The sequence below is a fragment of the Paenibacillus xanthanilyticus genome (assembly GCF_042682185.1).
Taxonomy (GTDB): domain Bacteria; phylum Bacillota; class Bacilli; order Paenibacillales; family Paenibacillaceae; genus Paenibacillus_Z; species Paenibacillus_Z xanthanilyticus.
The window spans coordinates 2,732,422-2,759,349 of the sequence record NZ_JBHUHA010000001.1; the positions used below are offsets into that span (position 1 = coordinate 2,732,422).

Annotated in this window: 21 protein-coding genes; 7 read left to right on the forward strand and 14 right to left on the reverse strand. The window is 57.2% G+C overall.

What is annotated here, in order from left to right:
* Nucleotide 1: 1 nt before the first annotated feature.
* Complete coding sequence (locus ACFSKT_RS11550) at nucleotides 2-1,645, reverse strand: response regulator transcription factor (RefSeq protein WP_377721159.1); 1,644 nt, start codon at nucleotides 1,643-1,645, stop codon at nucleotides 2-4.
* 7 nt (nucleotides 1,646-1,652) lie between these two features.
* Nucleotides 1,653-3,464 carry a cache domain-containing sensor histidine kinase gene (locus tag ACFSKT_RS11555; protein ID WP_377721160.1) on the reverse strand — a complete coding sequence of 604 codons (1,812 nt, stop codon included), beginning with the start codon at nucleotides 3,462-3,464 and terminating at the stop codon, nucleotides 1,653-1,655.
* Nucleotides 3,465-3,613: 149 nt separating this feature from the next.
* Here ACFSKT_RS11555 and ACFSKT_RS11560 point away from each other — a divergent pair, with 149 nt between their 5' ends.
* From ACFSKT_RS11560 to ACFSKT_RS11570, 3 genes are all read left to right on the forward strand, one after another.
* On the forward strand, nucleotides 3,614-4,501 hold the full coding sequence (locus tag ACFSKT_RS11560) for a carbohydrate ABC transporter permease (RefSeq protein WP_377721161.1): 888 nt from the start codon (nucleotides 3,614-3,616) through the stop codon (nucleotides 4,499-4,501).
* Nucleotides 4,501-5,331: a carbohydrate ABC transporter permease gene (locus ACFSKT_RS11565; protein ID WP_377721162.1), complete on the forward strand. Its 831-nt coding sequence runs from the start codon at nucleotides 4,501-4,503 to the stop codon at nucleotides 5,329-5,331. The genes ACFSKT_RS11560 and ACFSKT_RS11565 overlap by 1 nt, the downstream gene beginning before the upstream one ends.
* Before the next feature lie 164 nt (nucleotides 5,332-5,495).
* On the forward strand, nucleotides 5,496-5,924 hold the full coding sequence (locus ACFSKT_RS11570) for a VOC family protein (protein ID WP_377721163.1): 429 nt from the start codon (nucleotides 5,496-5,498) through the stop codon (nucleotides 5,922-5,924).
* A gap of 34 nt (nucleotides 5,925-5,958) precedes the next feature.
* Here the strand turns inward: ACFSKT_RS11570 and ACFSKT_RS11575 are convergent, their stop codons facing one another.
* A complete protein-coding gene (locus ACFSKT_RS11575) occupies nucleotides 5,959-6,900 on the reverse strand; it encodes a helix-turn-helix transcriptional regulator (protein ID WP_377721164.1) in 942 nt (313 codons plus the stop codon).
* A 1,050-nt stretch (nucleotides 6,901-7,950) separates the two neighbouring features.
* Between ACFSKT_RS11575 and ACFSKT_RS11580 the strand changes: the two genes are divergently transcribed.
* A complete protein-coding gene (locus ACFSKT_RS11580) occupies nucleotides 7,951-8,373 on the forward strand; it encodes a hypothetical protein (protein ID WP_377721165.1) in 423 nt (140 codons plus the stop codon).
* A 304-nt stretch (nucleotides 8,374-8,677) separates the two neighbouring features.
* A complete protein-coding gene (locus tag ACFSKT_RS11585; RefSeq protein WP_377721166.1) occupies nucleotides 8,678-10,966 on the forward strand; it encodes a preprotein translocase subunit SecA in 2,289 nt (762 codons plus the stop codon).
* Nucleotides 10,967-11,004: 38 nt separating this feature from the next.
* Here the strand turns inward: ACFSKT_RS11585 and ACFSKT_RS11590 are convergent, their stop codons facing one another.
* Complete coding sequence (locus ACFSKT_RS11590; protein ID WP_377721167.1) at nucleotides 11,005-11,205, reverse strand: hypothetical protein; 201 nt, start codon at nucleotides 11,203-11,205, stop codon at nucleotides 11,005-11,007.
* A 368-nt stretch (nucleotides 11,206-11,573) separates the two neighbouring features.
* On the opposite strand from ACFSKT_RS11590, the gene ACFSKT_RS11595 reads away from it, so the two are divergent.
* Nucleotides 11,574-12,974 (forward strand): hypothetical protein, encoded by a 1,401-nt coding sequence (locus ACFSKT_RS11595; RefSeq protein ID WP_377721168.1) that lies wholly within the window; start codon nucleotides 11,574-11,576, stop codon nucleotides 12,972-12,974.
* A gap of 68 nt (nucleotides 12,975-13,042) precedes the next feature.
* Here the strand turns inward: ACFSKT_RS11595 and ACFSKT_RS11600 are convergent, their stop codons facing one another.
* Nucleotides 13,043-13,627, reverse strand: a complete 585-nt coding sequence (locus ACFSKT_RS11600; protein WP_377721169.1) for a TetR/AcrR family transcriptional regulator — start codon at nucleotides 13,625-13,627, stop codon at nucleotides 13,043-13,045.
* Between the two features lie 170 nt (nucleotides 13,628-13,797).
* On the opposite strand from ACFSKT_RS11600, the gene ACFSKT_RS11605 reads away from it, so the two are divergent.
* Complete coding sequence (locus ACFSKT_RS11605; RefSeq protein WP_377721170.1) at nucleotides 13,798-15,030, forward strand: MFS transporter; 1,233 nt, start codon at nucleotides 13,798-13,800, stop codon at nucleotides 15,028-15,030.
* 6 nt (nucleotides 15,031-15,036) lie between these two features.
* On the opposite strand, the gene ACFSKT_RS11610 is transcribed toward ACFSKT_RS11605, so the two are convergent.
* The 9 genes from ACFSKT_RS11610 to ACFSKT_RS11650 all read right to left on the reverse strand — a co-directional run bounded on the left by ACFSKT_RS11610 (nucleotide 15,037) and on the right by ACFSKT_RS11650 (nucleotide 26,844).
* Entirely contained in the window at nucleotides 15,037-15,594 is a 558-nt protein-coding gene (locus ACFSKT_RS11610; RefSeq protein ID WP_377721171.1) for a CBO0543 family protein, read from the reverse strand.
* Between the two features lie 128 nt (nucleotides 15,595-15,722).
* Entirely contained in the window at nucleotides 15,723-15,890 is a 168-nt protein-coding gene (locus tag ACFSKT_RS11615; protein ID WP_377721172.1) for a hypothetical protein, read from the reverse strand.
* Nucleotides 15,891-16,153: 263 nt separating this feature from the next.
* Complete coding sequence (locus ACFSKT_RS11620; RefSeq protein ID WP_377721173.1) at nucleotides 16,154-16,984, reverse strand: carbohydrate ABC transporter permease; 831 nt, start codon at nucleotides 16,982-16,984, stop codon at nucleotides 16,154-16,156.
* Entirely contained in the window at nucleotides 16,981-17,847 is an 867-nt protein-coding gene (locus ACFSKT_RS11625; RefSeq protein ID WP_377721174.1) for a carbohydrate ABC transporter permease, read from the reverse strand. The genes ACFSKT_RS11620 and ACFSKT_RS11625 overlap by 4 nt, the downstream gene beginning before the upstream one ends.
* A 77-nt stretch (nucleotides 17,848-17,924) precedes the next feature.
* Nucleotides 17,925-19,268 (reverse strand): ABC transporter substrate-binding protein, encoded by a 1,344-nt coding sequence (locus ACFSKT_RS11630; RefSeq protein ID WP_377721175.1) that lies wholly within the window; start codon nucleotides 19,266-19,268, stop codon nucleotides 17,925-17,927.
* Nucleotides 19,269-19,376: 108 nt separating this feature from the next.
* A complete protein-coding gene (locus ACFSKT_RS11635; protein WP_377721176.1) occupies nucleotides 19,377-20,888 on the reverse strand; it encodes a response regulator transcription factor in 1,512 nt (503 codons plus the stop codon).
* Nucleotides 20,881-22,650 (reverse strand): cache domain-containing sensor histidine kinase, encoded by a 1,770-nt coding sequence (locus tag ACFSKT_RS11640; protein WP_377721177.1) that lies wholly within the window; start codon nucleotides 22,648-22,650, stop codon nucleotides 20,881-20,883. Before ACFSKT_RS11640 ends, ACFSKT_RS11635 begins: the two co-directional genes overlap by 8 nt.
* Nucleotides 22,651-22,762: 112 nt before the next feature.
* On the reverse strand, nucleotides 22,763-24,343 hold the full coding sequence (locus ACFSKT_RS11645) for an alpha-L-rhamnosidase-related protein (protein ID WP_377721178.1): 1,581 nt from the start codon (nucleotides 24,341-24,343) through the stop codon (nucleotides 22,763-22,765).
* On the reverse strand, nucleotides 24,340-26,844 hold the full coding sequence (locus ACFSKT_RS11650; protein WP_377721179.1) for a beta-glucosidase: 2,505 nt from the start codon (nucleotides 26,842-26,844) through the stop codon (nucleotides 24,340-24,342). Before ACFSKT_RS11650 ends, ACFSKT_RS11645 begins: the two co-directional genes overlap by 4 nt.
* Nucleotides 26,845-26,928: the final 84 nt, after the last annotated feature.

The following is a 26,928-nucleotide window of genomic DNA, read 5'->3' on the forward strand; positions in this document are numbered from 1 at the left end:
CTTAGCCGTCGCAATGGGCGGCCCGGTAGTCGGACGGCGAAAGTCCGAAGTAATTGCGGAACGCCTTGCTGAAATAATTCTTGTCCTTGTAGCCCAGCATCTCGGAAATCTCCTGGATCTTCAGCGCGGGATCGCCCAGCAGCTCCTTCGCCTTGTCCATCCGCACCTTCTGCATATATTCGTGAATGCCGACCCCGTACTGCTGCTTGAACAGCTTCATGAGGTATTCGCGGCTGAGGTAATATTTCTCGGTGAACATGGAGATCTTGATATCCTCGAAATAATACCGGTCGATATAGTCCCGCACGTCCGCGATCTGAAAAGGCCGGCTGCCGGACGTCCGCGCCAGAATGCGCTCCCCGTACTGCCGAAGCAGCTCCGACATGGCTTCCTCGTATTGCGCGAAATCCGCGAAGTCCGGTCCGCCGCCGCCTTCGGCGCGGCCGCCGGCTCCCGTCCCCGGCAGCGGCTCCGACCCCGCGCCGAGCTCGGCGGCCAGATCGGCGAGCAGCACCCGGAACTCGCGGAGCCGCACATCCGCCTCGGCCAAGGGGAACGATGCGGCTTGCCGCAGCTGCCCGAGATAATCGGCCAGCACGCTTCGCGCCTGCGGCAGGTTGCCCGACTCCAGCGCGCCGCAGATTTGGCTCATCCGGCTCGCGAGTCCCAGCGTCGCGCCTCGAGCCTCTCTCTCGGCGGCCCCGCCGACCGCTTCCGCGACCGCGACGGGCTTCAGCAGATTGATCCGATTCAGCGCGGATTTGGCTTCTTCATAGGAACCGGCGAGCTCTGGCACCTCCGTACAAGGCGAGCCGAGCCCGGCGGCGACCTGCATCCCGAATAGAGCGGCAAGCGTCGCGACGGCCTTCTTCGCCAGAATGCCCGCCGTGAAGGCCAGCTCGTCCGCGTAGCCGCCATCGGCGGAATAGACGACGATCATCTCCCGCGCGAACGCCGGGTCGGCGAAGCTGAACGCCTGCAGCCGCTCGCCGCCTACGTCGCTCAGCACGTTGGCGACGGCGAACTGCAGCAGCGCGTTCTCCTTGTTGAAGCGCCTCGCGCACACCTCGTCGAAGTTCATCACCCGAAGCACCGCGGCCATATGGCGACCGTTCGTCTTGTCCGCGCCGATGAGCGGCAGGAACGCCTCGTTCGGCTGCCGCTTGAAGCTGCGCTCGAAGATCGACAGATACAGCTTCTCCTTTAGCTTCGGCAGCGACATATTGAGCGTAATGTTGCGATTGACCAGCTCGCTCTGGCGCTCGCGCCTGGCTTCGAGCACCTGTACCGCCTTGCGCAGCGCCTGATTGAGATCCGCGCGATTCACCGGCTTGAGCAAATAATCGGCGACCTTCGAGCGTATCGCCTGACGCGTAAACTCGAAATCGTCGTAGCCGCTGATGACGATCGTCAGCAGCTCCGGATAGTCCCGCTCCACCTCCCGAAGAAACTCGACTCCGTTCATCTCCGGCATCTTCATATCCACCATGACCACGTCCGGCTTATGCGCCGCCAGCATGGCGAGCGCGCTTCTGCCGTCCGCCGCTTCTAGTATCCGCTCGACGCCCAGGCCCTTCCAATCTCCGAGGATGCGGATCGCTTCCCGGACGTGCTCCTCGTCGTCGATGATCAAGACCGTTACCATCTCGTTGTCAGCCTCCTATCGGCAGCGTCATCGTCATGCGGACGCCGCTCTCTGTTGCTTCGATCGTCAAATCCGCCGCCTCGCCGTACAGCAGCTTCAAGCGCATATGCAAATTGTGCAGGCCGATGCTGTCGCTCTCCCGCTCGTCCCAATCGGCCGCGAGCAGCCGCCGGACTTCCTCCAGCCGCTCCGGCGTAATGCCGGGGCCGTCGTCTTCCACGACGATGACGGCTTGCTCGTCCGCAAGTTCCGCGCGGATGACGACGGTTACGGGCCGGGATACGCGCTCGACGCCGTGCTTGATAGCGTTCTCCACGAGCGTCTGCAGCGACAGCTTCGGCATCCGCAGCTCCTTCAAGACCGGCTCCCATTCCGTCGCGACGAGCAGCCGGCTGCCGAACCGCGCTTTCTGCAGCGACAGATACCGTTCCATATGCCGCAGCTCCTCTTCGGCGAGGACGATATCTTTGCCGCTAATGCAGTACCGCAGCGTCAGCGCGAGCGCGTCGACCATATCCGCCACGTCGTCCGTGCCTTGCTTCAGCGCCTTGGTCGAGATCGCCTGCAGCGCATTATACAGAAAGTGGGGATTGATCTCCGCCTCGAGCGCCTTGAGCATGGCGTTCTTCTCCACCAGCTTCATCCGGAACCGCTCATTGATCAGCTCGTTCGTCCGCACGACCATCTGATTGAAGCGCCGGGTCAGGAACGCGATCTCGTCCCGGCCCTTCACCTGCGCGGCCGCGTCGAACGTGCCTTCGCCGAATTTGCGCATCTGCACCGACAGCTTCTTCAGCGGCAGCGTGATGGCGTTCGCAGTCAAGGCGACGAGAATGACGGCGATGACGAGGAAAATCAGACCGATCATATAACTGACATTGCGCGTGGTCGTCGCCGCCGCGTAGATCTCGCGGTACGGGATCGGCTTGACCAGCGACCAGCCCTCCACCTGTCCGGCATTGTGGACGACCATATACGGGTCATCCGCCCCGTCCCAATCGAACTGGCCGTCGCCGCTGCCGGGCAGACGATCCGTCAATCCTTCCTCGCGCGCTTGCCGATAGAACAACGCGTCGTCGACGTAGAAGGGCGTCCGCGACGGATCGAGCAGCATGACATGCTCGCCCTCGCCGAGCGGCACGTCCTTCATCGTCTCCGCGATTGATTTATCGTTGAAGTAGAATGACAGCACCGCCTGCGGCTCGCGGCTGGCGATCGAGCGCAGCACTTTGTGGAACGCCATGAACACTTTGTCGGTATGGACGTCGTAGCCGGTCGTCTCGCCGGGCAGCACGAACGACTGGAACGCGCGGTTCTGCTTGCTCGCCATCATCTGCTTGTACCAGCGCTGCCCCTCGATCGACGCATCCGTGCCGGTCCGGCTCGAGATCGTGTACGTCTCCCGGTAGATCGCATAATATTTGCCTTCTTCCACGAGATAGAGATAGATCGCCTCCAGATCGTTCCGGGAGAAGAACAGGTCGCGCAGGTAGTTCTCCAAATACTGCCTCGACGCATAATTCTCGGCTTCGTTCTTGATCGCATGCACGATCTCGTCGTAGCGCAGCTGCGGCTGGGATAGCGCTTCCATTCCAGCGAGATAGCCCTCGATGTTTTTGTTCACCAGATATAGATTGTTCGTCGTGCTGGCGATGCTGCTCTCGACCGACTCCCGCTGGATCATCTGGTACGAAATGACGGTCAGGCAGCCGACGACGAGGATAATAATGCTCGTAAACAGCAATATCAGCTTGTTGACGAGTCGACGTGTCGCCCGGTCGACAACAGCTGTCAGGCCTCTTTTGATGCGGTCGATCACTCGCTTCGCCCCTCTCATTGCCCGTTCGCACAGTTCACCTTTTTACCCTTAACAGTCCCCTTTCCTCCATTCTGCGCGCCCGGCCCCCTAATTTATAATCCATTATAACGAAATCCATCCCGAAGCAAAGACAAAAAAAGAGGTGCTCTATGCGCAGACTAGGTAGAAAATGGGGCGACAAGCTCGAATTCGGCATCTTCACGCTGCCCGTGCTAATATGCGTGGCCATCGCGTTCTACATTCCGTTCGCCATGACGGTGCGCTACTCGCTCACCAAGTGGAACGGGATTTCCAAGCACCCGAAATTCGTCGGTCTGGACAATTTCAAGCAAATTTTCCTGCACGACGCGAACTTCGCCAACGCAGCCTGGTTCACGGTCAAATACGCGGTGCTGTACATCGTGCTCGTCAACGTGCTGGCGATTCTCTTGGCGCTCGTGCTCGATATGAAGCTGAAGTCGTCGACATGGCTGCGGATGGCGTTCTTCACGCCATATATTCTCAGCTTGGTCATCGTCGGCTTCATCTGGAAATTCATCTTCATGCAGGGCTTCGAGTCGCTCGGCGCCAGCACCGGATGGGGCATCTTCGGCCTCAGCTGGCTGGGGGAGCCGGGACTTGCCTTCGTCTCCATCCTCGGCGTATCCATCTGGCAGTCGATCGGCTTCTATATGGTCATCTACATCGCGGGTCTCCAATCCGTGCCGGACGATCTGAAGGAAGCGGCGGTCATGGACGGCGCCGGCCCGATCCGGCGGTTCTTCAGCATCACGCTGCCGCTGCTCGCCCCGTCGATCACGATCTCGGTGTTCATGGCGCTGACGAACTCGATCAAGATCTTCGACGTCATTCTGTCGCTGACCGGCGGCGGACCGGGCGGCACCACGTACAGCGTCGCCTACGACATCTACCGCGACACGTTCCAGAACAATCTGTACGGCTACGGCACGGCGAAGGCGCTCATTCTGTTCGTGGCGGTGCTGCTCATTACGATCGTCCAATTAACCATCTTCAAACGCAGGGAGGTTGAAGCCTAATGAAGCGCAATAGAACCGGACGTCTCCTACTCGAAGTCTTCATGGTCCTCCTGTCGCTCGTCTTTATTTATCCGCTCTTGCTGACGATCATCAACGCGTTCAAAAGCTTCCAGGAGGTCATGACCGACGTCATTGCCCTGCCGAAGAAGCTGTCGTTCGCGAACTACGCGTACGTCTGGGACTTCATCGATTATCCGCGGCTGTTCCTGAACAATACGATCATTACCGTGCTCGGCTTGGCCGGCATCGTCCTCGTCTCGTCGATCGCCGCCTACAAGCTCGGCCGGACGAAGACGCGGATCAGCGCGTTGATCTACATGCTCTGCATCATGCCGATGCTCATTCCGTTCCAATCGATCATGCTCACCGTGCTGCAGCTGGCCAAAGACCTGCATCTGTCGGAGAGCACGTGGGGGCTCGGCCTGCTGTACTGGGGCTTCGGCGCGCCGCTGGCCGTATTCATCTATCACGGCTTCGTCAAAGGCATCCCGCTGGAAATCGACGAGAGCGCCAAGATCGACGGCGCTTCCGGCTTCCGCCTGTTCTTCAGCGTCATCTTCCCGCTGCTGAAGTCGGTGACGACGACGATCATCATCATCGACGTCATGTGGATCTGGAACGATTTCCTGCTGCCGCTGCTCATGGTCAACGGCTCCCCGTCCACGAAGACGCTGACGCTGGCTGCCTACACGTTCGTCGGACAATACACCTCGGATTGGCAGTACGCGATGACGGCCATGGTGATGGCGGTCCTCCCGTCCATCGTCGTGTTCATGCTGCTGCAGAAGTATATCGTCAAGGGCGTTGTAGCCGGGGCCGTGAAGGGGTAAGTCTATGACGCAGAAAAAGGATCCGAACGTCATCTTGGATGACGTTCGGATCCTTTTCTCTTTTAAAAGTCTATGACAAGAGCTGTCACCATTAGCGGATACAATAGACCTCGAGCCCGGCATAATGGTCCGAGCAAAACGAATCAAGAGGAGTTGTTGTGAGGATGACGTTTCAGGTTACGCCTTTCATTACGCTGAACGGAACGGCCAGGGAAGCGATTCGATTTTACGAATCCGCGCTGGAGGCCCGCGTTGTATTCCTGCAGACGTACGGAGAAGGACCCGAGGATCCGGCGCACCCGCTGCCGCCGCACGCCAAGGACCGGGTAGCGCACTCGGTATTACGGATCGGAGAGGCGGAATTATTCGTGGCGGATTCGATCTCGGACGAGCCGAATGCAGCCGGCGACCGCCTGCAGATCTGCATCACGACCCCCGATACCGCCACATCGGACCGCTTCTTTAAGGCGCTCTCGGAGGGGGGCCAAGTCGTCATGCCTTTGCAAGAAATCTACTTTAGCCCGGCTTTCGGCGTCCTAACAGACCGGTTCGGCATCACGATCCAGATCTTTACCCCAAGAGAACAAGCATAGGACCGGGCGGTACGATAAGGACCACCGCCCGTCTTCATTCCGGATAGCTCTCAAGCAGCTCGAGCAGCCTTCTGCGGATGGAAGCTCTCAATTCCGCCGGCTCGTACAGCTTGACCTCGTCTCCCAAGGAGATGAAAAAATCGGCGTAAAACGGAATATCGCTCCGGTCGACGTCCGCATCAATCGCTGCAGTCCCGTCCTCGCGCACCTGAAGCAAAGGGGAGAGCCAGAGCTCGGCTTCGCAGCGCTGGGTGCCGGTGCGGGTCAGCTCGGCGCTCAACCTTACGGCATCCGCCGGCGACGCCGCCTCGTGCCGGATCAGGCGGATATCGCTCAGCTTGAGCGGCTCGGTCGGATCGTCGGCCGCGTCGCGAATCCGGTCGCAGCGGAAGGTGCGGTAGTCCTGGCGCATAAAACAATAAGCCGTACAGTACCAGAGACCGTTGTGCGCATACAGGAATACCGGCTGAATCCGGCGACTGGCCGCGCCCTCTTCCTTCGTCTCATATAAGACAGCCAGCACCTTCTGCTTCACGGCGGCATCCAGCAGGGCGGCCAGGAACGGGGCATCGGACCGCCGCGTCGGCGTTATGAAATCAACCCGCTCCTTCATGCCGTCGATCTGGTCCCGAACGTCGCCGGGCATGTGCAGGTAAAATTTGCTCAAGGCCGAGGCGGATTCCGCATCGAACGGCAGCGAGGAATAGTGGCGAAGGGCATGCACGGCAAAAAACATGGCGCTGGCCTCCCCTTCCGTGAACGCGATCGGCGGGAGCACCCGTTCCCTCACCACCTGATACCCGCCGTGCGGCCCCACCTCCGAATACAGCGGCACGCCAAGCTCGCTCAGTTCCTGCAAATCCCGCAAAATCGTCCGCGCGGAGACGCCAAATTCGTCCGCCAGTTCTTGAACCTTGAAGCGCCGTTTACGGTTCACCGTCATCATGAGCTCCATGAGCCGTCTCGACTTGGGCATCGCTGCACTTCCCTTCGTTGCGTAAATTGTCTGCGTAACGTATTCGCCAGATGAAGGAAACGAACCTGCCGGAAGCATCCTTCTTGATTCAGGATTCAACTATCTCTCCTTTGCATGAAGGTAGAGTTGCAAACTATTAAAATATGTCATCTCAAATGAAAGAGTGTGGGATATCGTGATAGAACACCCCCCTAGCATAAACCCAATTTCCAATAATTAGTTATCGGTCTAGCCGATGACGAGCTATTCGTCCATGCTTAAAAAAAGCGACTCGCGTACACTGAACCATCTTATGGGGAGGTGTCGTAGTTGAGTTGTCCCGATATAAAAAAACGGTGTAAAAAGAAAACCATAATTGTGTGTCGTCCAAAAAGAAAAAAAAGGAAGCTTCGTGTTCGGGTGATTAAGAAGATTATTTATAAAAAGTGCCCCCCTCCTAACGGACGGCAGCTCCTTCGAGGACTTGCGGGTGCAATTGCAGAAGCCGGACCTCGGGGACTCGCAGGCGCGCTTGGGCCGCAAGGGCTAACTGGGCTTGTGGGCGCGATTGGCGCGCTTGGACCCCAAGGCATCGCAGGCGCGCTTGGTCCTCAAGGAGCAGCAGGCCTTCTAGGAGCGATTGGCGCGCTTGGACCCCAAGGCATCGCGGGCGCGCTTGGTCCTCAAGGAGCAGCAGGGCTTCTAGGAGCGATTGGCGCGCTTGGACCCCAAGGCATCGCAGGCGCGCTTGGTCCTCAAGGGTTAACTGGGCTTGTGGGCGCGATTGGTGCGCTTGGACCCCAAGGCATCGCGGGCGCGATTGGTCCTCAAGGTGCAGCAGGGCTTCTAGGAGCGATTGGCGCGCTTGGACCCCAAGGCATCGCGGGCGCGCTTGGTCCTCAAGGAGTCGCAGGACTCGCAGGAGCAATTGGCGCAACTGGACTGACGGGACCAGCTGGACCAGCTGGACCAACCGGACCAACCGGACCAACCGGGCCAACCGGGCCAACCGGACCAGCTGGACCAGCAGGGGATGTGGGGCCAGCAGGACCGATTGGGCCGGCAGGCGGCGTGTTAAGCTTTGCGGATTTCTTTGCTTTGATGCCTCCTGATAATGCAGCCACCGTTGCTCCCAATACGGACGTAAGTTTTCCGCAAGATGGTCTAATTAGCGGGACTGCCATTACCCGTTTAACTGCAAGCTCTTTTAACTTGGCTGAAATTGGCGCTTACCAAGTATTGTTTCAGGTCAATGTAAGCGAAGCGGGCCAATTGATCTTAACGCTAAATGGCGCCGACCTGGCCTATACGGTGGTCGGGCGTGCAACGGGAACCTCTCAGATCGTAGGAATGGCGCTTGTGCAAACAACGGCCATTAACTCAGTACTCACGGTTCGAAATCCTGCGGGCAATTCCACGGCGCTCACCATCACCCCATTAGCTGGAGGAACACGGGCAGATTCCGCGCACCTTGTTATTATGCAGATCGCATAGAGGGGATACAATTATCTGAACGTGGTCCTCGGTTACTGACCATGGCCGCTGGCGGTATTCATCTACCACGGCTTCGTCAAAGGCATCCCGCTGTCGATTTGGGCATCTGTCATCCTCATACAGGCAACGAAATGAAGCCGGTTTCTCCGCGTTGGAGATGACCGGCTCTTCGCGTTGACGTCGAAGCCTTTCAAACCGAGTAATTATAAAAGTTTCCTACAATACAAAATATTGGATCTGAGTGTTATACTAAAAAACAGTAGAGAGAATCTTCGCGTTGCTATCGAGGAGGGATCAGATTCCGATGAAATTTGCAAGCCAGTTGCTGCATAGATTCAAAGACCGCGATTACCAGAATAAGCTCAACGACTATCGAAACAAAACGGAGCTCATCAAGAAACGGAATTTGGAAGCAAGGGACGACGGGCAGCTTCGAGCGGAATCCCTTCGGCTGCGAAAAGAAGCAAAATCGGGCACGTCCTTGGATGAGCTCCTTATCGATGCGTATGCGTTAGTCTGCGAAGCGGCGAAGAGAACGCTCGGATTACAGCCTTACGATGTCCAGATCATGGCGGCCATCGCGCTGCACGAGCGATTCTTGATCGAGCAGCATACGGGCGAAGGAAAAACGCTCTCCGCCGTTATGCCCGCTTATCTGAATGCGCTGACCGGCGAAGGCGTCCACGTGCTGACGTTTAACGATTATTTGGCCAAGCGGGATGCGGAGTGGATGGGTCCGATCTATCGTTTCCTCGGGCTGACGGTTCACGCGGTTCAATCGGGCATGAGCCTGATCGACAAACGGGAAGCGTACGACAAGGATGTAACCTACGTGACGGCCAAAGAGGCGGGATTCGATTATTTGCGCGATACGATCGCGCTCAACGAAGCCGATACCGTGCATCGCCCTTTCCACTACGTCCTCGTCGACGAAGCGGACTCGCTGCTGCTCGATGAAGCGCGGGTGCCGCTAGTCATCACCGGCGAGTCGGACTCTTCCGGCCACGACGGCATCCGTTTCGCGGATGTGGCTCGGCAACTAGAGCCGGCTCTGCACTACGACTTCGACGAGTTCCGGCGCAACGTGTACTTGAATGAAGCAGGGGCGCTGAAAGCGGAGTCGCTGCTGGGATGCGGCAATTTGTACGATAGCCAGAACAGTCATTTGTTAACGTCGCTGAATTGCGCGCTGCATGTGGAATCGTTATTGAAGAAAGACGTCGATTACCTCGTCCGGGACGGCAGCATCGAGCTGATCGAAGAATATACCGGCCGCGTGGCGGAGAACAAGTATTTGCCGGACGGGCTGCAAGCCGCGCTTGCGGCCAAAGAAGGACTGCAGTCGACGGCCGGCGGGAAAATTCTCGGGACGATCACCCTGCAGCACTTCATTCGCCTGTATCCGGGGATTTGCGGAATGACGGCTACGGCGCTCGCTTCCGCGATGGAATTCGAGGCTATTTATGAACTGCAGGTCATCCCAATCCCGCCTCACCGGCCGAATATACGGATCGACCATCCGCACCGCATTTTTACCCATCAAGAAGCCAAGCTTACAGCGCTTGTACACGAAATCACGTCCGTCCATGCGACGGGACGACCGATTCTGATTGGCACGTCAAGCGTCGAGGAGTCTGACAGACTGGCTGCGGCGCTTGCGGCTGCCGACGTCCCTTGCCAGGTTCTGAATGCGAAAAACGACGCAAGAGAAGCCGAGATTATCGCCAGAGCGGGAGAAATCGGCGCCGTCACGGTGTCTACGAACATGGCGGGACGCGGCGTCGACATTCGGCTCGGCGGCGGCAATCCCGCTCAAGCCGAGGCCGTCGCCAAGTTGTGCGGGTTGTACGTCATTGGAACGCATGTGAATGAAAGCGTGCGGATCGATGACCAACTGCGCGGGCGTTCCGGCCGCCAAGGCGACCCGGGAGCTTCCGTCTTTTTCGTAAGCTTGGAGGATGAGCTGATGATTCGGTTCGGCATCCATAACCTGGTTCGCGCTTCTAGGCAGCAGGAGGCTCTCGAAGATTCGGCGCTCCGCGGCAAAATCGCGCATATTCAGCGCGTTATGATGGGTCAGAACTTCCAGCTCCGCCAGGAACTGCACCGTTATTCGGATATGGTCGAGGATCAGAGGCGAATTCTATACGAGGAGCGGCTCGGCATTCTGAAAGGCGCGCAGCCGATGAGCCCGTCGGAGCAGCGGGTACGGCTTTTTTATATCGACGAGTTCTGGGCCGACCATCTGGCATACGTGTCTTACCTTCGCGAAGGCATTCACCTGGAGAGCCTGGCGAGCCGAAGTCCGATCGACGAATTCCATGTGCAAATCACCGAAGCCTTCGAGCAGCTTCCGGATCGTATAAATCGGGCATCGACGCTTATGCTTGCAAGGCTAGGTGGTTCAAATGATCCGGCGCAGTGGGAAACGTTCGGTCTGAAGAGTCCTACGTCCACTCGGACCTATATCATCAACGATCAATACATCCAGAACAAGCGCAGCTCGTGGACCGCGGAAACCGTAATGGCGTATTGGATTCGCAAGCTGTTGAGACTGGCTTTGCGGCCGGTATTCAAGCTGTCGAAATTTTGATGCGGCGTATTGTTACAAAGAGGAACGAACCGTGGATGTCACCGAGCAGCAGCCGCTAGCATTTGGAGCTGGTAGAGGCGGTCGTCGGCCGCGGCGATGCTCTGCTGGAGCGCCTGCTGCCGGATTTGGCCCGCTTGGCTGATGATCGTCTTCTGTGCGAAATAATACCCCGCCCAGCCGATCAACTGCATCGGCACGATGCCGACGACCAGCAGCACCAGAATAAACTTTGCCCGCAACGTAAGCTTCCTCGCATATCGCATCCTCATGCCCATGCCGCGCTCGCCTCCATGTTCGCCAGACACCTGTTCAGGCGTCGCTATTGTGTTGGGACTAATTGTACTGAGAATTAATAGATTCGGCTAGGCGTTTGTGGGGACGCAGCTCAGAGTAGGGGCAATCAAAAGAACCCGCATGGAGTGGTGTGCTCACATGCGGGTTAAAGGTCATGTCTATCGATTGTGGCTGGTCTTTCCCCGGAAACAGCCGGTACTTAGTCAAGCTATGATCAATTTATATTGACAACCATTTTTGACCAGTGATAGAATGCTAGCAACAAATTCCTACATTTTTAGTCGGAATAATAAACGCTCAGGAGGCATGTCCGATGGTCCATCCGTTCATTCGTTCGAAGAAAGCGCTCGCCGCCGCTCTTTCGCTCTCCCTGGTTGCCGCGCTTCCCGCGCAAGCCCTGGCAGCCGAAGCTGCCGCAAAGCCAATCTCATCTCCATCCGCAGCAGCCCATCCTTCCAGCTCCAAAGCCGCATTGACCGAGAACTATGCACTGTTTCTGCAGGACAAGTTCGGCATTCAATTCGATTCGAGCCCAACGCGCGGCAGCTTCATCCTTGCCCTTGTAACCGCCCTGGAGCTGACGGCGAAGAGCGAAGATGCAGCAGCCGACACCGATGAAAGCCGCCTAGCTTCGGCCATCGAAGCGCTTCGTAAGAACGGGATCGTCAGCACGACGGACATTCAAGCCGATCAAGCGCTGACTTCCTTGCAGGCCGTATTTCTAGCCGTCAAAGCCGCGGAGCTGAAGGAGTTAGCCTACACGTATCCGAAGGAGAAAGCAGCCGCCTCGCTGAAGCGCGCTAAGCTCAACCTCGCGCAGTTCGGCACGCTCACGGCTGCTCAGGAAGTCGCGGCCGCGATCGATACGGGACTCGTCGACCCTGCATTCTACAACCAGCTGTCGCCGGGGACGAAGGCTTCCGCCGCTTTCTCCGCAGCGCTGCTCGGCCGCGTGCTTGAAGCGAAAGGCTTGTACAAGCACTACCTCGGCGAGACGTCCGATTACGATATTTATGCGAAGCTGACCGATGCGTACCGCACGTCCGACATCCTGGATGGCGGCGAACTCGAGGAGATCGCAAGCGGCGCTCTCAAGCAAGGACTCGTTACGGGTTATAACCTGAAGGACAGCCGCTACGACGCGAATTTCGTGGATGCGCTGTCGCTGACGTACGGGCATTCCGATCTCAAGCATGCGATCCAGCTGATCGGTCTGCTGCGCAGCGAAGGCATCGATGCGAAGGTGCAGTTCGAGCCGAAAACCTCCGCGTTCGTCCATCTCATCGAATGGGGCGAGCCTCAGCCGTCGGAGGATTACCAGTACGAGAAGCTGGATAACGGCAACTATATCGCCTCTGCCAAGGAATACGATATCGCCTTCGAATTCGAAACAGCCGCGGATAAGGAACGCTTCCAGCCGGTTATTTTGAAGTATGCGAAGAAGAACAGCGAAGACGCGCAAGGGCTCATCAGCGGGTCCTGGTGGCAGCCGCTCTACTACTCCCATACAAAGCTGGCCGACTACGACGTCATCACGAATAACAAGCTGCTGGGCGACGGGTATGTGTATGCCCAATCGTTCTCGCTGAACAAAGATTCCGCGGCCGTCATCGCCGGTTTCAAAAAGCTGAATCCAAACGCGAACGTCATCTCCTACGAGTTCTGGGTCGACCATCCGTTCCATAACTATCTGACAGGCGAATCCCATCTGTAAACGAAAAAGGCATGTGTTCTGCCAGCCGGGCAGCATACATGCCTTTTTCCCTTTCCACGAATCGGGCTTCACTTAGCCCGCGCTTGAATTCCCTCGAGCACATGCGTCACCAACTGCTTCACGTAAGCATCGTCTACCGGGTCGCCCGATACCAACAGCCGGTAGAAGATCGAGCCGTAGATCATATCGGTAATCAAGGCCGCGTCGAGGCTGGCCGGCAGCTCCCCGCGCTGCATCCCCTTCTCCAGTATGCCGCGAAACTCCAGCCGGCGCGGTTGGATGTATCGGGTTCGTAACGCTTCCGCCAAGGAAGCGTCGATCTGTCCTTCCCCGATGATCTCCAGCAGCACAACGCCTTCCCGGCTTCTCGTGAATCGGGCCGTGTTGGTCGCATGGGCCAGCACGTCGCCGCTGACCGACCCCGTATCCGGCACGGGCAATCGCGCGGTCGCCGCGAATAGGAAGCCGTCCATGACGACCGCCGCCTTGTTCGGCCACCATTTATAAATCGTCGCCTTGCTCACCTTAGCCCGCTCGGCGATCTTCTCGACCGTAACCTCTCCAAAACCGCTTTCGAGCAATAGATCGTAGGACGCGGTTAGAATCGCGTCGTGCGTGTCCATATTGCGAGGTCGTCCTCTTTTCGCCTGCACTGCTAGTCCTCCCTGCTTCATTCCGTCTGCTCTTCATCTAAACGATACGTTTAGTATACGAAAGACAAGCAGCGAAAAAAAGCCTATTTACAAAACGATACGTTCAGTATATTGTTTAGAACAAAGAATTACTGAACACTGCGTTCAGTATATTGCGGAGGTAGATGAGAATGCGAAACGAATCCGGAAATCAAGAACGTCGCATTTCGAAATGGATGGTGCTGCTGCTGGCGGCCGCGTGCGGACTGATCGCCGCCAATCTGTATTACGCGCAGACGCTGGTTGGACCGATTCGCGATGCGATCGGCCTGTCTTCTACGGCTGCGGGACTCATCGTGACCGTGACCCAGATCGGGTACGTCATCGGTCTGCTGTTCATCGTGCCGATCAGCGACATCGTGGAGAATCGGCGTCTCTCGGTCGCGATGCTGCTTATCGCTGCGCTTGCGCTATTAACGACCGCTTTCGCCGCCACCGCGCCGCTGTTTCTCCTCGCCGCGCTCATCATTGGCGTAGGCTCGGTAGTAGCGCAAATTCTCGTCCCGCTGGCCGCCTCCTTGGCGGCGGAGGAACAGCGCGGACGTGTCGTCGGCAGCGTCATGAGCGGTCTCTTGCTCGGCATTATGCTCGCCCGGCCGGCCGCCAGCTTCGTCGCCGACTTATGGGGTTGGCGCGCCATCTTCGTGCTGTCCGCCGCCGTAATCCTCCTGTTAACCGTTCTGCTCGCTTACACGCTGCCGGCGCGCAAGCCGACCAAGTCCGTTCGTTACGGCAAGCTGATTGTCTCCCTGGGGGCCATCTGGCGGCAGACGCCCGTGCTGCGCCGCCGCGCGTTGTATCAGGCGTCCATGTTCGGGGCGTTCAGCTTGTTCTGGACCGTCGTGCCGCTGCATCTGGCCGACCGGTTCGGCATGTCCCAGCAGGGCATCGCCTGGTTCGCGCTCGTCGGGGTCGGCGGCGCGATCGCCGCGCCGATCGCGGGACGATTGGCGGATCGCGGCTGGAGCAAGGCGATGACGGGGAGCGCGATGGTCGTGGCCGTCCTTTCGTTTTTGGCGATTCATCTGTTCGACCGTCACGCTACACCGGCGCTCATCCTTCTCTTCATCTCGGCCTTTACGCTCGACATGGCCGTATCCGGCAACCTGGTCGTCGGACAGCGCGCGATTTATACCTTGGGCCATGAAGCGAGAGGACGTCTGAACGGCCTGTTCATGTCGGTGTTCTTCACGGGCGGCGCGATCGGATCTTCCGTAGGCGGGTGGGCGTATGAACAAGGGGGCTGGGCGCTCGCTTCGTTGATCGGAACGGCGCTGCCGCTGATGGCGTTGGGGTACTTTCTGACGGAGAGCCGGATCACGACGAACAGCGAGGCAGCCAAAGGCATCTCTTCCGCCGGCTAACCCCGCTCAACTTATCTTATCGAACTCGTTTCTCTTCGACATATAGTGCGCCGCTAGATAAAGGACAAACTGAATGGGCACGGAATAGGTGTATCTCCAATTCACAGGGTTATAGACTAAGAGCCATTTAAAAAAGGGCTCGGCCACATAAGAAGTTAATAAAGCAAATACCGCCGCTTTAAGGTAAGGGCTCACGCTTGGTTTGAATTGAATAAGCCAAATAATGGTAACGGGCATCAAAGTAAAGTCCCAAGGTAAATAGGTAGGCACCACAGGAATGACGTTAAACCGGTAGTGCCAAAAGCCAAACTGATCGCCAACTAAATCTAAGGCAACTGCTACAAGGGAAGCAAAGAATCCGGCATAGAGCAATCGATCCGTGCTGCTCTTTTTGCGGTAGAGTATCCAAATTACCCAAGGGATAATCGACAAGATTACGCCCATCCACCATAGATTCGAGAATACAACCTGATCAGTCCATATTTCTATTTTTTCTTTTATTAGTTTAGAAATCTGGTTCACATTCTCGTCGATTAATCGCGCGGTTTCCTTTTTATCATTCATGATCGTCGGCCTCGAAAGTTTTTTCTTTAATTTTCCCTGACGATTGGATTTTATTCCTAACTTAATCGTGCCAGCAGGGAAGAACGAAGGCGCTGAAAATAAAAAAGAAGAGGATGCTCGTCCTCTTCTTAGGCTCCTCTACCGCGGGAAGCTCTCGATTTGCTAAAGTCTTGGCCCTTGGTCACGACGCGGCCGCCCTGCACATCTTCCATTTCATTCTCCGAAAGCTCTTGGGAAATATCTTCAATCTCTGTCGTGCTTGGCTGCTGTTCTTCATGTTTTTGACTATCAGTCATGACGGTGCCTCCGTTAAAGTTAAGATTCTATGAGGCCATTCTACCATGATTCCATACGCAAAATGTATACCCCGAAGGGGTGATCCATTAGGCCGGAGCTGCGGCTTAACCGCCAACCGAAGCCCGCTAACCAATGTGCCGCGCTTGTAAGCTGGCTGCCCTTTGATCGGAATGCGATCCCCGCACATAGGCAAAGACCGAGGTGGCTTTCCCTTCGGTCTTCTGCTTTCTTGCCATCGCTTCAGCAGACGGATTGGTTGCGTTTAGCCCTTCACGGATCCGGCTGTCATGCCCTCTACGATTCGCTTATTAAAGATAACGAACAGGATCAGCATCGGCAGCGTAATGACGAGAATATTCGTGAACAGTAGGTTCCACTGCGTGACGAACTGACTCTGAAAGTTGTACAGCGTCAGCTGTACGGTGGCGTTTTTCGCGCCCGGGAAGAAGTAGAGCGGATTCGTGAAGTCATTAAAAATGAATACGGATTGGGTAATGACGATCGTCGCCGTCACCGGCTTCAACAGCGGAAGAATCATCCGATAGAACAGTCCGAAGCCGGAGCAGCCGTCCATGATGGCCGCTTCGTCGATCTCCCGGGGAATGGTCGCCATGAAGCCTTTGTAGAGCAGCACGCAGAACGGGAAGCCGAGCGCGACCTCAACCGCTACTAGCCCCGTCATCGTCTTGAATAGGCCGAGGCCGTCCAACACCCAGATCGTCGGCACGATCGCCGGCGGAATAATGAGACCGGACAGCACGAGGAAGTTCAGCCATGGCGTCGCTTTGCCCGTACGGCGCTGCAGGATGAAGCCGGCCATGGCGCAGATAACGATGAGCACCACGATCGAGAAGACGGTAATCAGCGTGCTGTTATAGAAGGCGCGCAGCAGCATGTAATCTCTCGCTTCGATCACCGTCTTCATGTTCGCCCACAGGTGGATCGTCGACGGCCATCTCAGATTGAGCAGCGAGGATTCCTTCTCGTCCTTGATGGCGTTCACGATAATGAAGTAGAACGGAATCCAGAAAATAACGACGGACAGCAATATGGCAGCGGCTTCGACGGTAAACTGCCGGATTCCCTTCTTCATAGGTCAACCTCTTTTCTGTTCAGGAACATATACAGCGGGAAGGCCAGCACGCTCACGAACAAGAACAGGATGACGTTGCCCGCCGTCGCCAAGCCGTAGAATCCGCCTTGGTATTGCTTATAAATAATCGAGGCAATGAGGTCCGTCGTAAATCCGGGCCCCCCCTTGGTCATCGCCCAAACCAAATCGAAGGAACGCAAACCGCCGATGAATGCAAGAATAATAACCGAGTTCGTCGCCGGACGGCTTAGCGGCACAATGATGTTCCAGAACTTCCGGAACGCATTGCCCCCGTCGATTTGAAGCGCCTCGTAGTATTCAGCCGGAATGGATAAAATGCCCGCCATATAGATGACGGTCGCAAAACCGACGCCTTTCCAAACATCGACGAACGCAACGGAGAGAAGCGCAATGCTTGGATCGCCTAACCAGTCCGGACCATTGATGCCCAACCAAGCAAGCGTCGTGTTAATCAAACCTTGAGAAGGATGCATCATCATGCTGAACGCGAGTCCGACCGCAATCGTACTGACAAGCGTCGGGAAGAAAATAACCGACCGCAGGTAACCTTTCGATCTGATCTTGGAAGTCAGAAATACGCCCAACAGAAGACCAAGCACGACTTTCAGCACGCACGTCACCGCCGCATAAATAAACGTATTCTTGAAGCCGATAATCAGCGATGGCTCCTCGAAGAACATGCGGAAATTCTCAAGGCCGATGAAATCCCATTCTTGAAGCGACCATCTCGTCATGCTGAAGAAGAAGGACATGACGGTCGGCACCAGGAAGATGATCGTATAAATGATGGCTGCCGGCAGCAGGAAGTAATACGAGTATGTGTTCTTGAAAATTTTTGTCATGGTTTAACCTCCATCCCACCAATGAAACTCGGCCGGCCCTTCGTTGGTTTGCTAGGGCCGGCCGGTTCCGTTTCTATTTACCAGCCGGCAAGACCCAACTGTTTGGCCTGTTTCTCGACGTCTTTGTCGTATTGCCCGGCACCCTCTTGGGCGGATTTAAAGCCAAGACCGACTTCGGCCGTAATCTGCGGCAGGCTTGGACCTTTGATCGGCGAGAGGAATTCCAGCGCCGCTGCCGTGTTGTTCTGATCGAAATACGGCATCATGTCTTTCACGGCTGGCGCTACATTGTCCGGAAGCGAAGCGTCTTTGATCACATACGGACCGCTCGGCGTCGAAGCCGTCGAGATCGCTTCCGTACCTTCTACCGATGCCATAAACGCTAGAAATTGCTTCGCTTCTTCAACATGCTCGGTATTTTTATTAATATAGGCTGCTGCAGGCATCCACACGGTCAGACCGTTTTGATCCGCGCCGTCGCCTGGCTGCGGGAAGAAGCCGATATCGTTCAGTTGATCCGGATAGTTCTGCGCCCAAGCCGGGATGGCGAACGTCAGCATCGGATAGTGCGCGCCTTTGCCTTCGGCAAGCATCTTCATGCCCGCATCATAGGTCGTAGCCGTCGCGTCTTCGTTCATGTAGCCTTTGGCTTGAATTTCGGCGAGCTTCTCGAAGCTGCGAAGCGCTGCCGGGGTCGTCGCGTATTTCGCTTTGCCTGCCGTGTAGTCGTCCGCGAACGTAGGGACTTGCGCCTGCACGTTATAGTAGTCCGCCAGCACGATGAGCTGGGACGTCCAATCGTCTTTATAAGAGCCGATAACCGGCGTAATGTTCGCCGCTTTGATTTTCTCGTTGTTTGCCAGCAGCTCGGCCCATGTTTTCGGCACGGACAGCCCGAGATCGGCATAGACTTTTTTGTTGTAGAACCAGCCGCCCGCCATCGAGGATGCCGCCGGCGCGCCATATACTTTGCCGTTAAAGGAAACGGTCGGTTTGTACGAATCGAGGATATTGCTCATGAACGACTCGTTCGTCAGGTCAACCAGGTTTTGCTCCGGGTTAAGCGCTTGCATAAGCGAGCCGGAATTGTAGAAGAATACGTCGGTCATATCGCCGGTCGACAAGCGCGTCTTCACGAGGTTGTCGCCTTCCGCGCCGCCCGGACGGGTTTCCGTCTCGATGTGAATGTTCGGATTTTGCTTCTCGAATGCTTCCGTCAGCGCCTTGGCGATATTGACCGAATCCTGCGTGTTGTCGACGAGCAGGGAAAGCGTGACTTTTTCGGCCGTCGCGTTGGTGTTCGCATTGCCGGACTGATTCGTGTTATTGCCCTCGTTTGCGCCGCCGCATGCGGATACAACGCTTGCCAAGAGTACGCAGCATGACAGAACGGAAATCTTTTTTGCGTGTCGTTTCCTCATCTTTTATGCCCCCTATTTGCTTTCCTCGTGTGCAGGACCGGTCCCTGTGCTTTTATTGTAAGCGTTTCAAGTTGCTTGCGGCAGTGCGTCATTTTTTTGATTCGCGTCTTAATTTTTTGGGTCGGGTGACTGTTCCTTGTACTGCCCCGGGCTTACGCCGGTATATTTCTTGAACACATCCGAGAAATGCCGATAGTTCACATAGCCGGTTTTCTCGCTGACCTCGTTGACTTTCATCCCCCTGGCCAGCAGCGTCTTGGCCTTTTCCATCCGCAGGCGGGTCAAATACTTGATGTAGGATTGTCCGACGACGTCCTTGAATAACACGCTTAAGTAGGTCGCATTCATCCCGACATGATCGGCCACCTCTTGCAGCGAGAGATCTCTTCCCCCGTTCTTCTCGATATAGAGCAACGCTTGCTCGACCGCCGCGTGCCGCGACGGCTCCATTCGCTCGATAGCCCAATTCGATAGCTGTTTCGCGCTGTCGCGGAACCAGTCGAACAACCGCCCTTTAGCCGCCGCTTCCCTGACCTCGACATGGGGAAGCAGATGCGCGTTCTCCATCTCCGCGAGGAGCTTGTCCGAGCCGGCTTGTCTGAACCCCTCGACGATCAAATAAAAGACGCGGAGCACTTCGCGCTCCGCCACCTCGGGCTCGAGCTTGCAGCATTGCAGCCACGCGATCGTTCGCTCGACCTGCTCCAGCAGACTCGCTTGGCTGCCCGAGCGAATGCTGAGCAGAATCCCTTCTTCGTATTCGGACATGCCCGTCGCCGCCGTGGCCAGGTCGCCTAATTCTTCGTAGCGCACGATTCCTTTTTGCCCGAGGTATTCACCGACCTTCAAGGCACGCTTGGCCTCGACGAAGCTAAGCTTCGCATCCGTTAATTGACGGGTCATGCCTGCTCCGATCGTGCGTGCCGCGCTATCAAGTTCGCTCTCGATAAACGCCCACAGATCGGAAGTCGGCGTTTCTTTGTAGTAGACGACAAGCACGAACAGCTCCTCGATCTGAATGTGCACCTGTTGGATAGCGGCATGCAGGGGCAGGCTATATACGCCTTTATCCCAAGATACGAGTATGGTCACGCCTTTATTTTTCGCCGCCTCTTCGCCAAACGTCCCTTCCCATTTGGGCAAAGCCGCTTCGCCGCCCATAAGGAGCAGATCCATGGCAGCTTTCTCCAACAGATCCTGCCGGTTCTTCACCCACTTCTGCCCTAAGCTTTGCATATCGCGAATTTTCTGAAGACGCTCCGCCATTTTCCGGATCGCGTTCTCGATCGCGTCGATCGTGATGGGCTTCTCCAAATAATCCGACACGCCTAATTCTATCGCGCGCTTGACGTACTCGAATTCGTTGAACCCGCTGAACACGATGCAGTACGTGCTCGGCGCCTCCTTCAGCACTTGCTCGATCAGCTGTAGGCCGTCCATGCCGGGCATCCGAATATCCGTTAAGATCAAATCCGGCTGAGTCTGACGAAATAGCTCCAGCGCCGATAGGCCGTCCGATGCCGTCCCGGCAATCTCGATGCCGAATTGGGTCCAGTCGATCATTCGTTGAAGACCTTCGAGCACGATGTATTCATCATCGAAAATCAAGGCTTTAAGCATGCTTATCCTCCCTTATCGGCTGCGGGCGAAACCGAATCACGATCCGGGTTCCCTTATTCACTTCGCTGAACACTTCGAAGTAACTGGACGGGCCGTAAAAGAGGTGCAGACGCTCGCGAACATTACGCAGCCCGTAGCCGCGCTCCAATGCGGACATGTCGGCGATGCCCACCCCATCATCCTCGACGATGAATTGAATGAATTCACCCTCTCGCATACCCGTAAGCCGGATCGTGCCCTTCCCGACCTTCTTCTCGAGACCATGATAGATCGAATTCTCGACTAATGGCTGCAGCAGCAGCTTCATGATTTCCACGCTCTTGATGGCCGGATCCACCTCCTCGATGTAGGCGAACCGGTCTTTGAACCGGATGTTCTGAATCGTCATATAATGCTCGATATGCTTCAGTTCCTTGTACACCGGGATCTCCTCCCGCCCTTTGTTCAAGCTCAGCTTGAAGCTCTCCGAGAGGGCGACGGCCATTCGCGCGATCTCCTGGTTGTTCTGTATGGCGGCCATCCAATAGATCGAATCCAGCGTGTTATATAGAAAATGCGGCTTGATCTGCGCTTGCAGCGCCCGCAGCTCCGCTTCTCGCTCCTTCAATTCAGATCGAAGCAGCCGCTCGACGAGCTCCTCGTTCTCCGCCGCCACCCGCTTGAACGTCTCGCCGATGACGCCAACCTCATCCGGACCGAACGTCTCCTCGAAGTTGCGATTCCCTTTCGTCCACTCCACCATCATCTTTTTCAAGCGCAGCAAAGGACGCGTGATCCCGCCCGAGACGATGTAGGAGATGAGCAGCGCCACGAAAGCAATCGTCGAGGCGATGACGGTCGTGGCCGTTCCGATGCGGTTCGACTGCTTGAGGAGCGTCTTCTCCTGAACGGTATGGACGAATACCCAATGCGTGGTTGGATTGCGATAACGCGAAACCAGGTAACCTTCGTCCTTCAGCGACTGGGCGAAACCCGATTCATTCTCGTAAGCTTCGGTATGGATGCCTTTGCGCGCGAAGACGCTTTCCATGGGCGATCGCGAATCGTTCAACACGAGGAATTCCCCGCTGTTATCGCTCTCGCTGAAGATGTTATCGAATATCGTTTTATTAATATTGATGATCAATACGCCGATGGCCTCGCCGGCCGCGGTCTCCGAATTGCGAAACAGCTTGATCGTGGAGAAGGATTTTTTTGCGGGCTCCAGCACGTTATGACCATAGAAAATGACGCGTCCTTGGGCAGCGACCGTTTTCTTGTACCAATCCGATTGTTCGATAGCCTGATGCTTCTGCTCTCCCTCGTAGATGCCCGCATTGTCCGATCTCCCAATACAGTAGGGCGTGAATGCAATGTCCAGTAGACAGACGGAATCAATATGCCTTAGGTCCAACAGGTTATGATTAATAATCGACTTCAGCCGGTTAATCGTACGCGCCCGGACTTCCGCTTCGTTCCGCACCGCGTTCAACGAACTATCCATTAGATCCTTGCGGACGTCTTCGTTCAGCACGAGCGACCGGCTTAAGCTGGTAATATTCCGAAATAACAAGTCCGCGACTTCGCTTGAGGTTTGCAGATGGTCCCGATACACATTCGAATTGGTTTCGGTTAATGTCTCCTTCGAAATATTGAACGACACATAGCCCAGTATAAAAAGCGGCGGCAGGGAGAGGGCAATCATCATCGCGAAGATGCGCGTTCGTAATTTGCGAAAGCGAAAGCGCGTCAACCAGCCCTTGACCTTGGGAGACTTGTTCATGAGAGCTTGCCCTCCTTATGAATGAATGATTGATTGCGTATCGGTAACGCCTCGCGATAGCAAAAAACAATGGCTGACGAGCAGCCATTGTCTAATGCGCGATTGCGAACCGCTATAACCCATATCGCCGGATCAAGTACGTCGGCGTGCAGCTCCAGGCATGGCAGTAGCTGTTGATCAGCGGGCTGCCGTAAGGCGAGAAGCTCTTGTCGTTCGGATCATACAGCTCCCAGAACGTATCCGCCCCGTCCTGCGCCATCTCGCCCCAGTACGCTTTCATCTGCGCGATCGCCTCCTCCTTGCAACCGGCGATCAAGAGCGCCTCGACGAAATGGTGCACCATGTACGGCGTCGTCATCCCGACCTCCGGATTCGCGGCTTGCAGCCGCAGCAGCAGGTCGCGGTTGTCCGCAGGAGGGAGAATTTCGGCCAACGCCAGCCATACTTGACCCGCCCACGACACTTGGCGCAGCGCGCCGCTGACGAAGAATTGCTGCTCCGCGTCCCATAATTCTCGCAGCGTGGCCGCCGTCAGCGCGGCGATGGTCTCCGTGAGCTGCGCCGCGATGCTCGGCTCGCCGACGGCTTCCGCCAGCAGAACCGCGCGCTTCAACGTATAGAGCAGCACGCCCTGGGAAGGCGCTTGTTTGTTCAATTGGTCATGCCAATCGATGAACGACCACCATGTCTCGTCGTCGCGGACAATCCCCGTCTCATCCACCCGCTCGAGCGCCAGCTCCACCTGCCTGTACGCGGTCGGCCACAGCTCGCGAAGCGTCTGCCGGTCGTTCGTGGCGGCGAAGTAATCGTACAAGCTCGCGGCGAAGAACAGCGAATAATCGAACAAGTACGTGTCGTCCGCGATGACCGTCGGCTGGATGAACAGGTTGGCCGATACGCGGCCCTTCTCGTCCGGCACGCCGGCGAACAGATATAGGCACCGCTTCACCAGCTCATTCTGATTGAACGTCTCGTAGTTCGCCAGCGCCTGCAGCCGAAGATCCCCTAACCATAGTCTGCGGTCCCGCTTCGGTCCGTCCTCGAACACGTCCTGCATGCAATCCTCCAGCGTCCGAATGCTGATCCGGTCGAGCTGCTCCAGCACCGGGTCTGCATGCTGCAGCGGGGTCAATTGACCGCTGTCGGCGGAAGTAACCGTCCGGCACGCGAAGTCATGGAACGAGACGGCGTACTTCTGCGAGGTAGCCAGCACCTCCACTTTCACATATCGGAAGCTATAGCGGCGGGGCAGCTCGACGCGATGCGGCATGACGTCGACGAATAACGTCTCCTCCTGCAGCCAAGCGCTGCTAATCCATCCGTCATAGGTTTCGAAAGGCACCGCGACCTCGACCGGCATTTCGCCGAAGGTCAGCTTGACCTTGAGCGGGGCGTCGGGCGGGCTGCCGACCGTGCGGATCGCGAAGGAAAGATAGCCGACCCGATGATCGCCAAAGTCGAGAATGAACGATTCCCCTCTGCCGAAGCTGCGTTCTTCCAGTTCGGCGGCATCCGCGACCGGCCTGCTGCGGTACCCATGCACGGCGGTCGAATCCTCTTCAACCTGGACGAGCTGCCCCGGCCGAACGGCTTTCTCGCGCAGCTCCGGCTTTAAGCGGTCCGCTTCTGCCAGAAAAGCTTCGTTACGTACGATAATGGCGGTTGCGGTTTGCATTTTGGCCTGATCGGTCACGGCGCGCTCACTTCCTTCTCCATCGATTGCGCTGTTCCATCCAGCACGGTATCGCATTGATTAGCGGCTTCCCTTATGGCAAGGGACGGGACGATCTCGGCTTCCAACGCGAACTTCTCGGACGACTCTCCCACCAGAATGCGGAACGCGCCTGCCGGGACGACCCATTGGTCCGTCGACGTATCCCAAACGCTGAACGCTCTTGCGTTCAAAATCAAGTCCACGGTCACCGTCTGACCGGACGCCACCGACACTTTCGCGTAATTTTTGAGCTGCGCCGGCGGCTCGCCAGTCTCGGAAGGGAAGGCGACGTATAGCTGCGGCACTGCCTTGCCGTCTCGCTCGCCATCATTGTTGACATCGAAGCTCACTTGCAGACTTGGCAGCCCCTTGATGCTCGTCTCCCGCACCTGCAGGTTGCCGTAACGGAAATCCGTATACGACAGGCCGTGTCCGAACGGGAACAGCGGCCGCTCGCCATTGGCGGCGAACCACCGGTAGCCGACCTGCAGCTTCTCCGTGTATGCCGTATCCTGTCCAATGCCGGGATATTGCCCCGTCGTCTTCACGGGACCTTGACGCTCCGACCGCGGGAAGCTCATCGGCAGACGCCCGGACGGATTCGTCTCGCCGAACAGCGCCTTGGCGATCGCTTCGCCGCCCTGCGCCCCCGGATACCACGCTTGGACGACGGCCGTCACGCTGTCCAGCCAAGGCATGACCACCGGTCCGCCGGTATTGAGCACGACGATCGTCTGCTTATTGGCCGCGGCTACCGCTTCGATGAGTCGGTTCTGCGAACCCGGCAAGTCCAGGTGCGGTTTATCGAAATTCTCGGTCATATAGTCGTTCGCGAACACGACCGCGATATCGGCCTGCGAAGCCATCTCGACGGCTTGCGCGATGAGCGCTTCGTCCTCGCCGGCGAACCATTCCAGGGCGATCGACGGCAGCTGGGCTTCGCCGCCGCCGGATGCGTAATGCACTTCGATCGCGACCGGCCGCCCGGCTTCAAGCCGCTTGACCCCCGTCTTGTAGAGCGAGCGCGATTCCCAATTTTCGATGACCAGCTCCCCGTCTATCCAAAGGCGGGACGCGCCGGAAGTCGGCAGGTAGAACGTATGCACACCCGTCTCTCGCGGAAGGAGCGTCCCGGTCCACTTGGCGGAGACAGGATGCGGTACCCCGGCGAACTGCCAGTTGATGTTCAAATTCGACACGGTATCGACGCGAACCGGCTCGCCGCTCAGATCGGGCGTATCGTACGATTCGGCGAGCAGTCCGTGCTCGAACGCTTCAGCCGGTACGGTGAGGAATGCGAGCGGCGAAGGATAAATAAAAGACGGACCCGTCGGGACCGGAGCCGTGCCCGGCGCGTACTGCGCCTTCGCGCGGCGTTCGATTCCCTGCAGCGGCGTCACGACGGCGCTGCAGGGAACATGCGCGCTGCCGCCTCCGGACGCGATGGGATTGACCGCCGCTTGCCCGATTACGGCAAGGGTCGGCTCGGCGCCGAGCGGGAGCAATCCTTCGTCATTCTTCAGCAGCACGATAGATTCTTCAGCCAGGCGCAGCGCTTCCTCGTCGCGCGATTGCAGCTGCCCGGCCGGCACGATCCCTTCGCCCGGCGCGCGGTCGAACAAGCCGATGCGGAACATTTCCTTCAAGATGCGGCCTGCGCTCGCGTCGATCATCGGCTCCGGCACGAGGCCGCCGGCGACGGCTTCCTTGAGCGGCTGGCCATAATAGCGCTTGAACGGGATCGTCAGCTCGTAATCCAATCCCGAATGAATCGATTTCACCGTGCTTTGCGTGGCGAGGAAGTCGGAGACGACGAACCCTTCGAAGCCCCAATTGTCCTTCAGAATCCGCGTCAGCAGCGGCTGGTTCTCCGCGCCGTGCGTGCCGTTGATCTTGTTGTAGGACGCCATGACCGAAGCTGCGCCGCCTACCTTCACCGCCGCTTCGAAGGCAGGCAGATACATTTCGCGCAGGGTCCGCTCGTCGATAATGCTGTTCTGCGTGAAGCGGTCGGCCTCCTGATTGTTCGCCGCGTAGTGTTTCACGCACGCCATGACGCCCTGCTCCTGGATGCCCCGGATGACCGCCGTCCCCGTCGCGGCCGACAAATACGGATCCTCGCCATACCCTTCGAACGTCCGGCCGTTCAGCGGCGTGCGCGCGATATTGACCGTCGGTCCGAGCAGCAGCGTGGTTCCTCGCTCCCGCGATTCTTTGCCGACGATCTCGCCATATCGATAGGCGGCGTCCTGATCGAATGCGGCGCCCAGCGCGATCGGCGCCGGGAGCTGCGTGCCCGCCGTTTCCTGCGGACCGGTTACGCCGCCGGGACCGTCGTTCAGCTTGAGCGCCGGGATGCCGAGCGCGGCATCCGGCGTGCCTCCGTGCATCAACGCCAGCTTATCCTCTAACGTCATGGCCTCCAGCAGCAGCTGCACCCGCTCATCCAATGACAGTAACGCGTTCATCCAAGGCTTCATGCTTCATCCACCCTTTCTCTATTGACGACTTCTCTGTTTACAGTCTTGCAACAAACCTTTCTATTCACATGAACGCTTCAACCG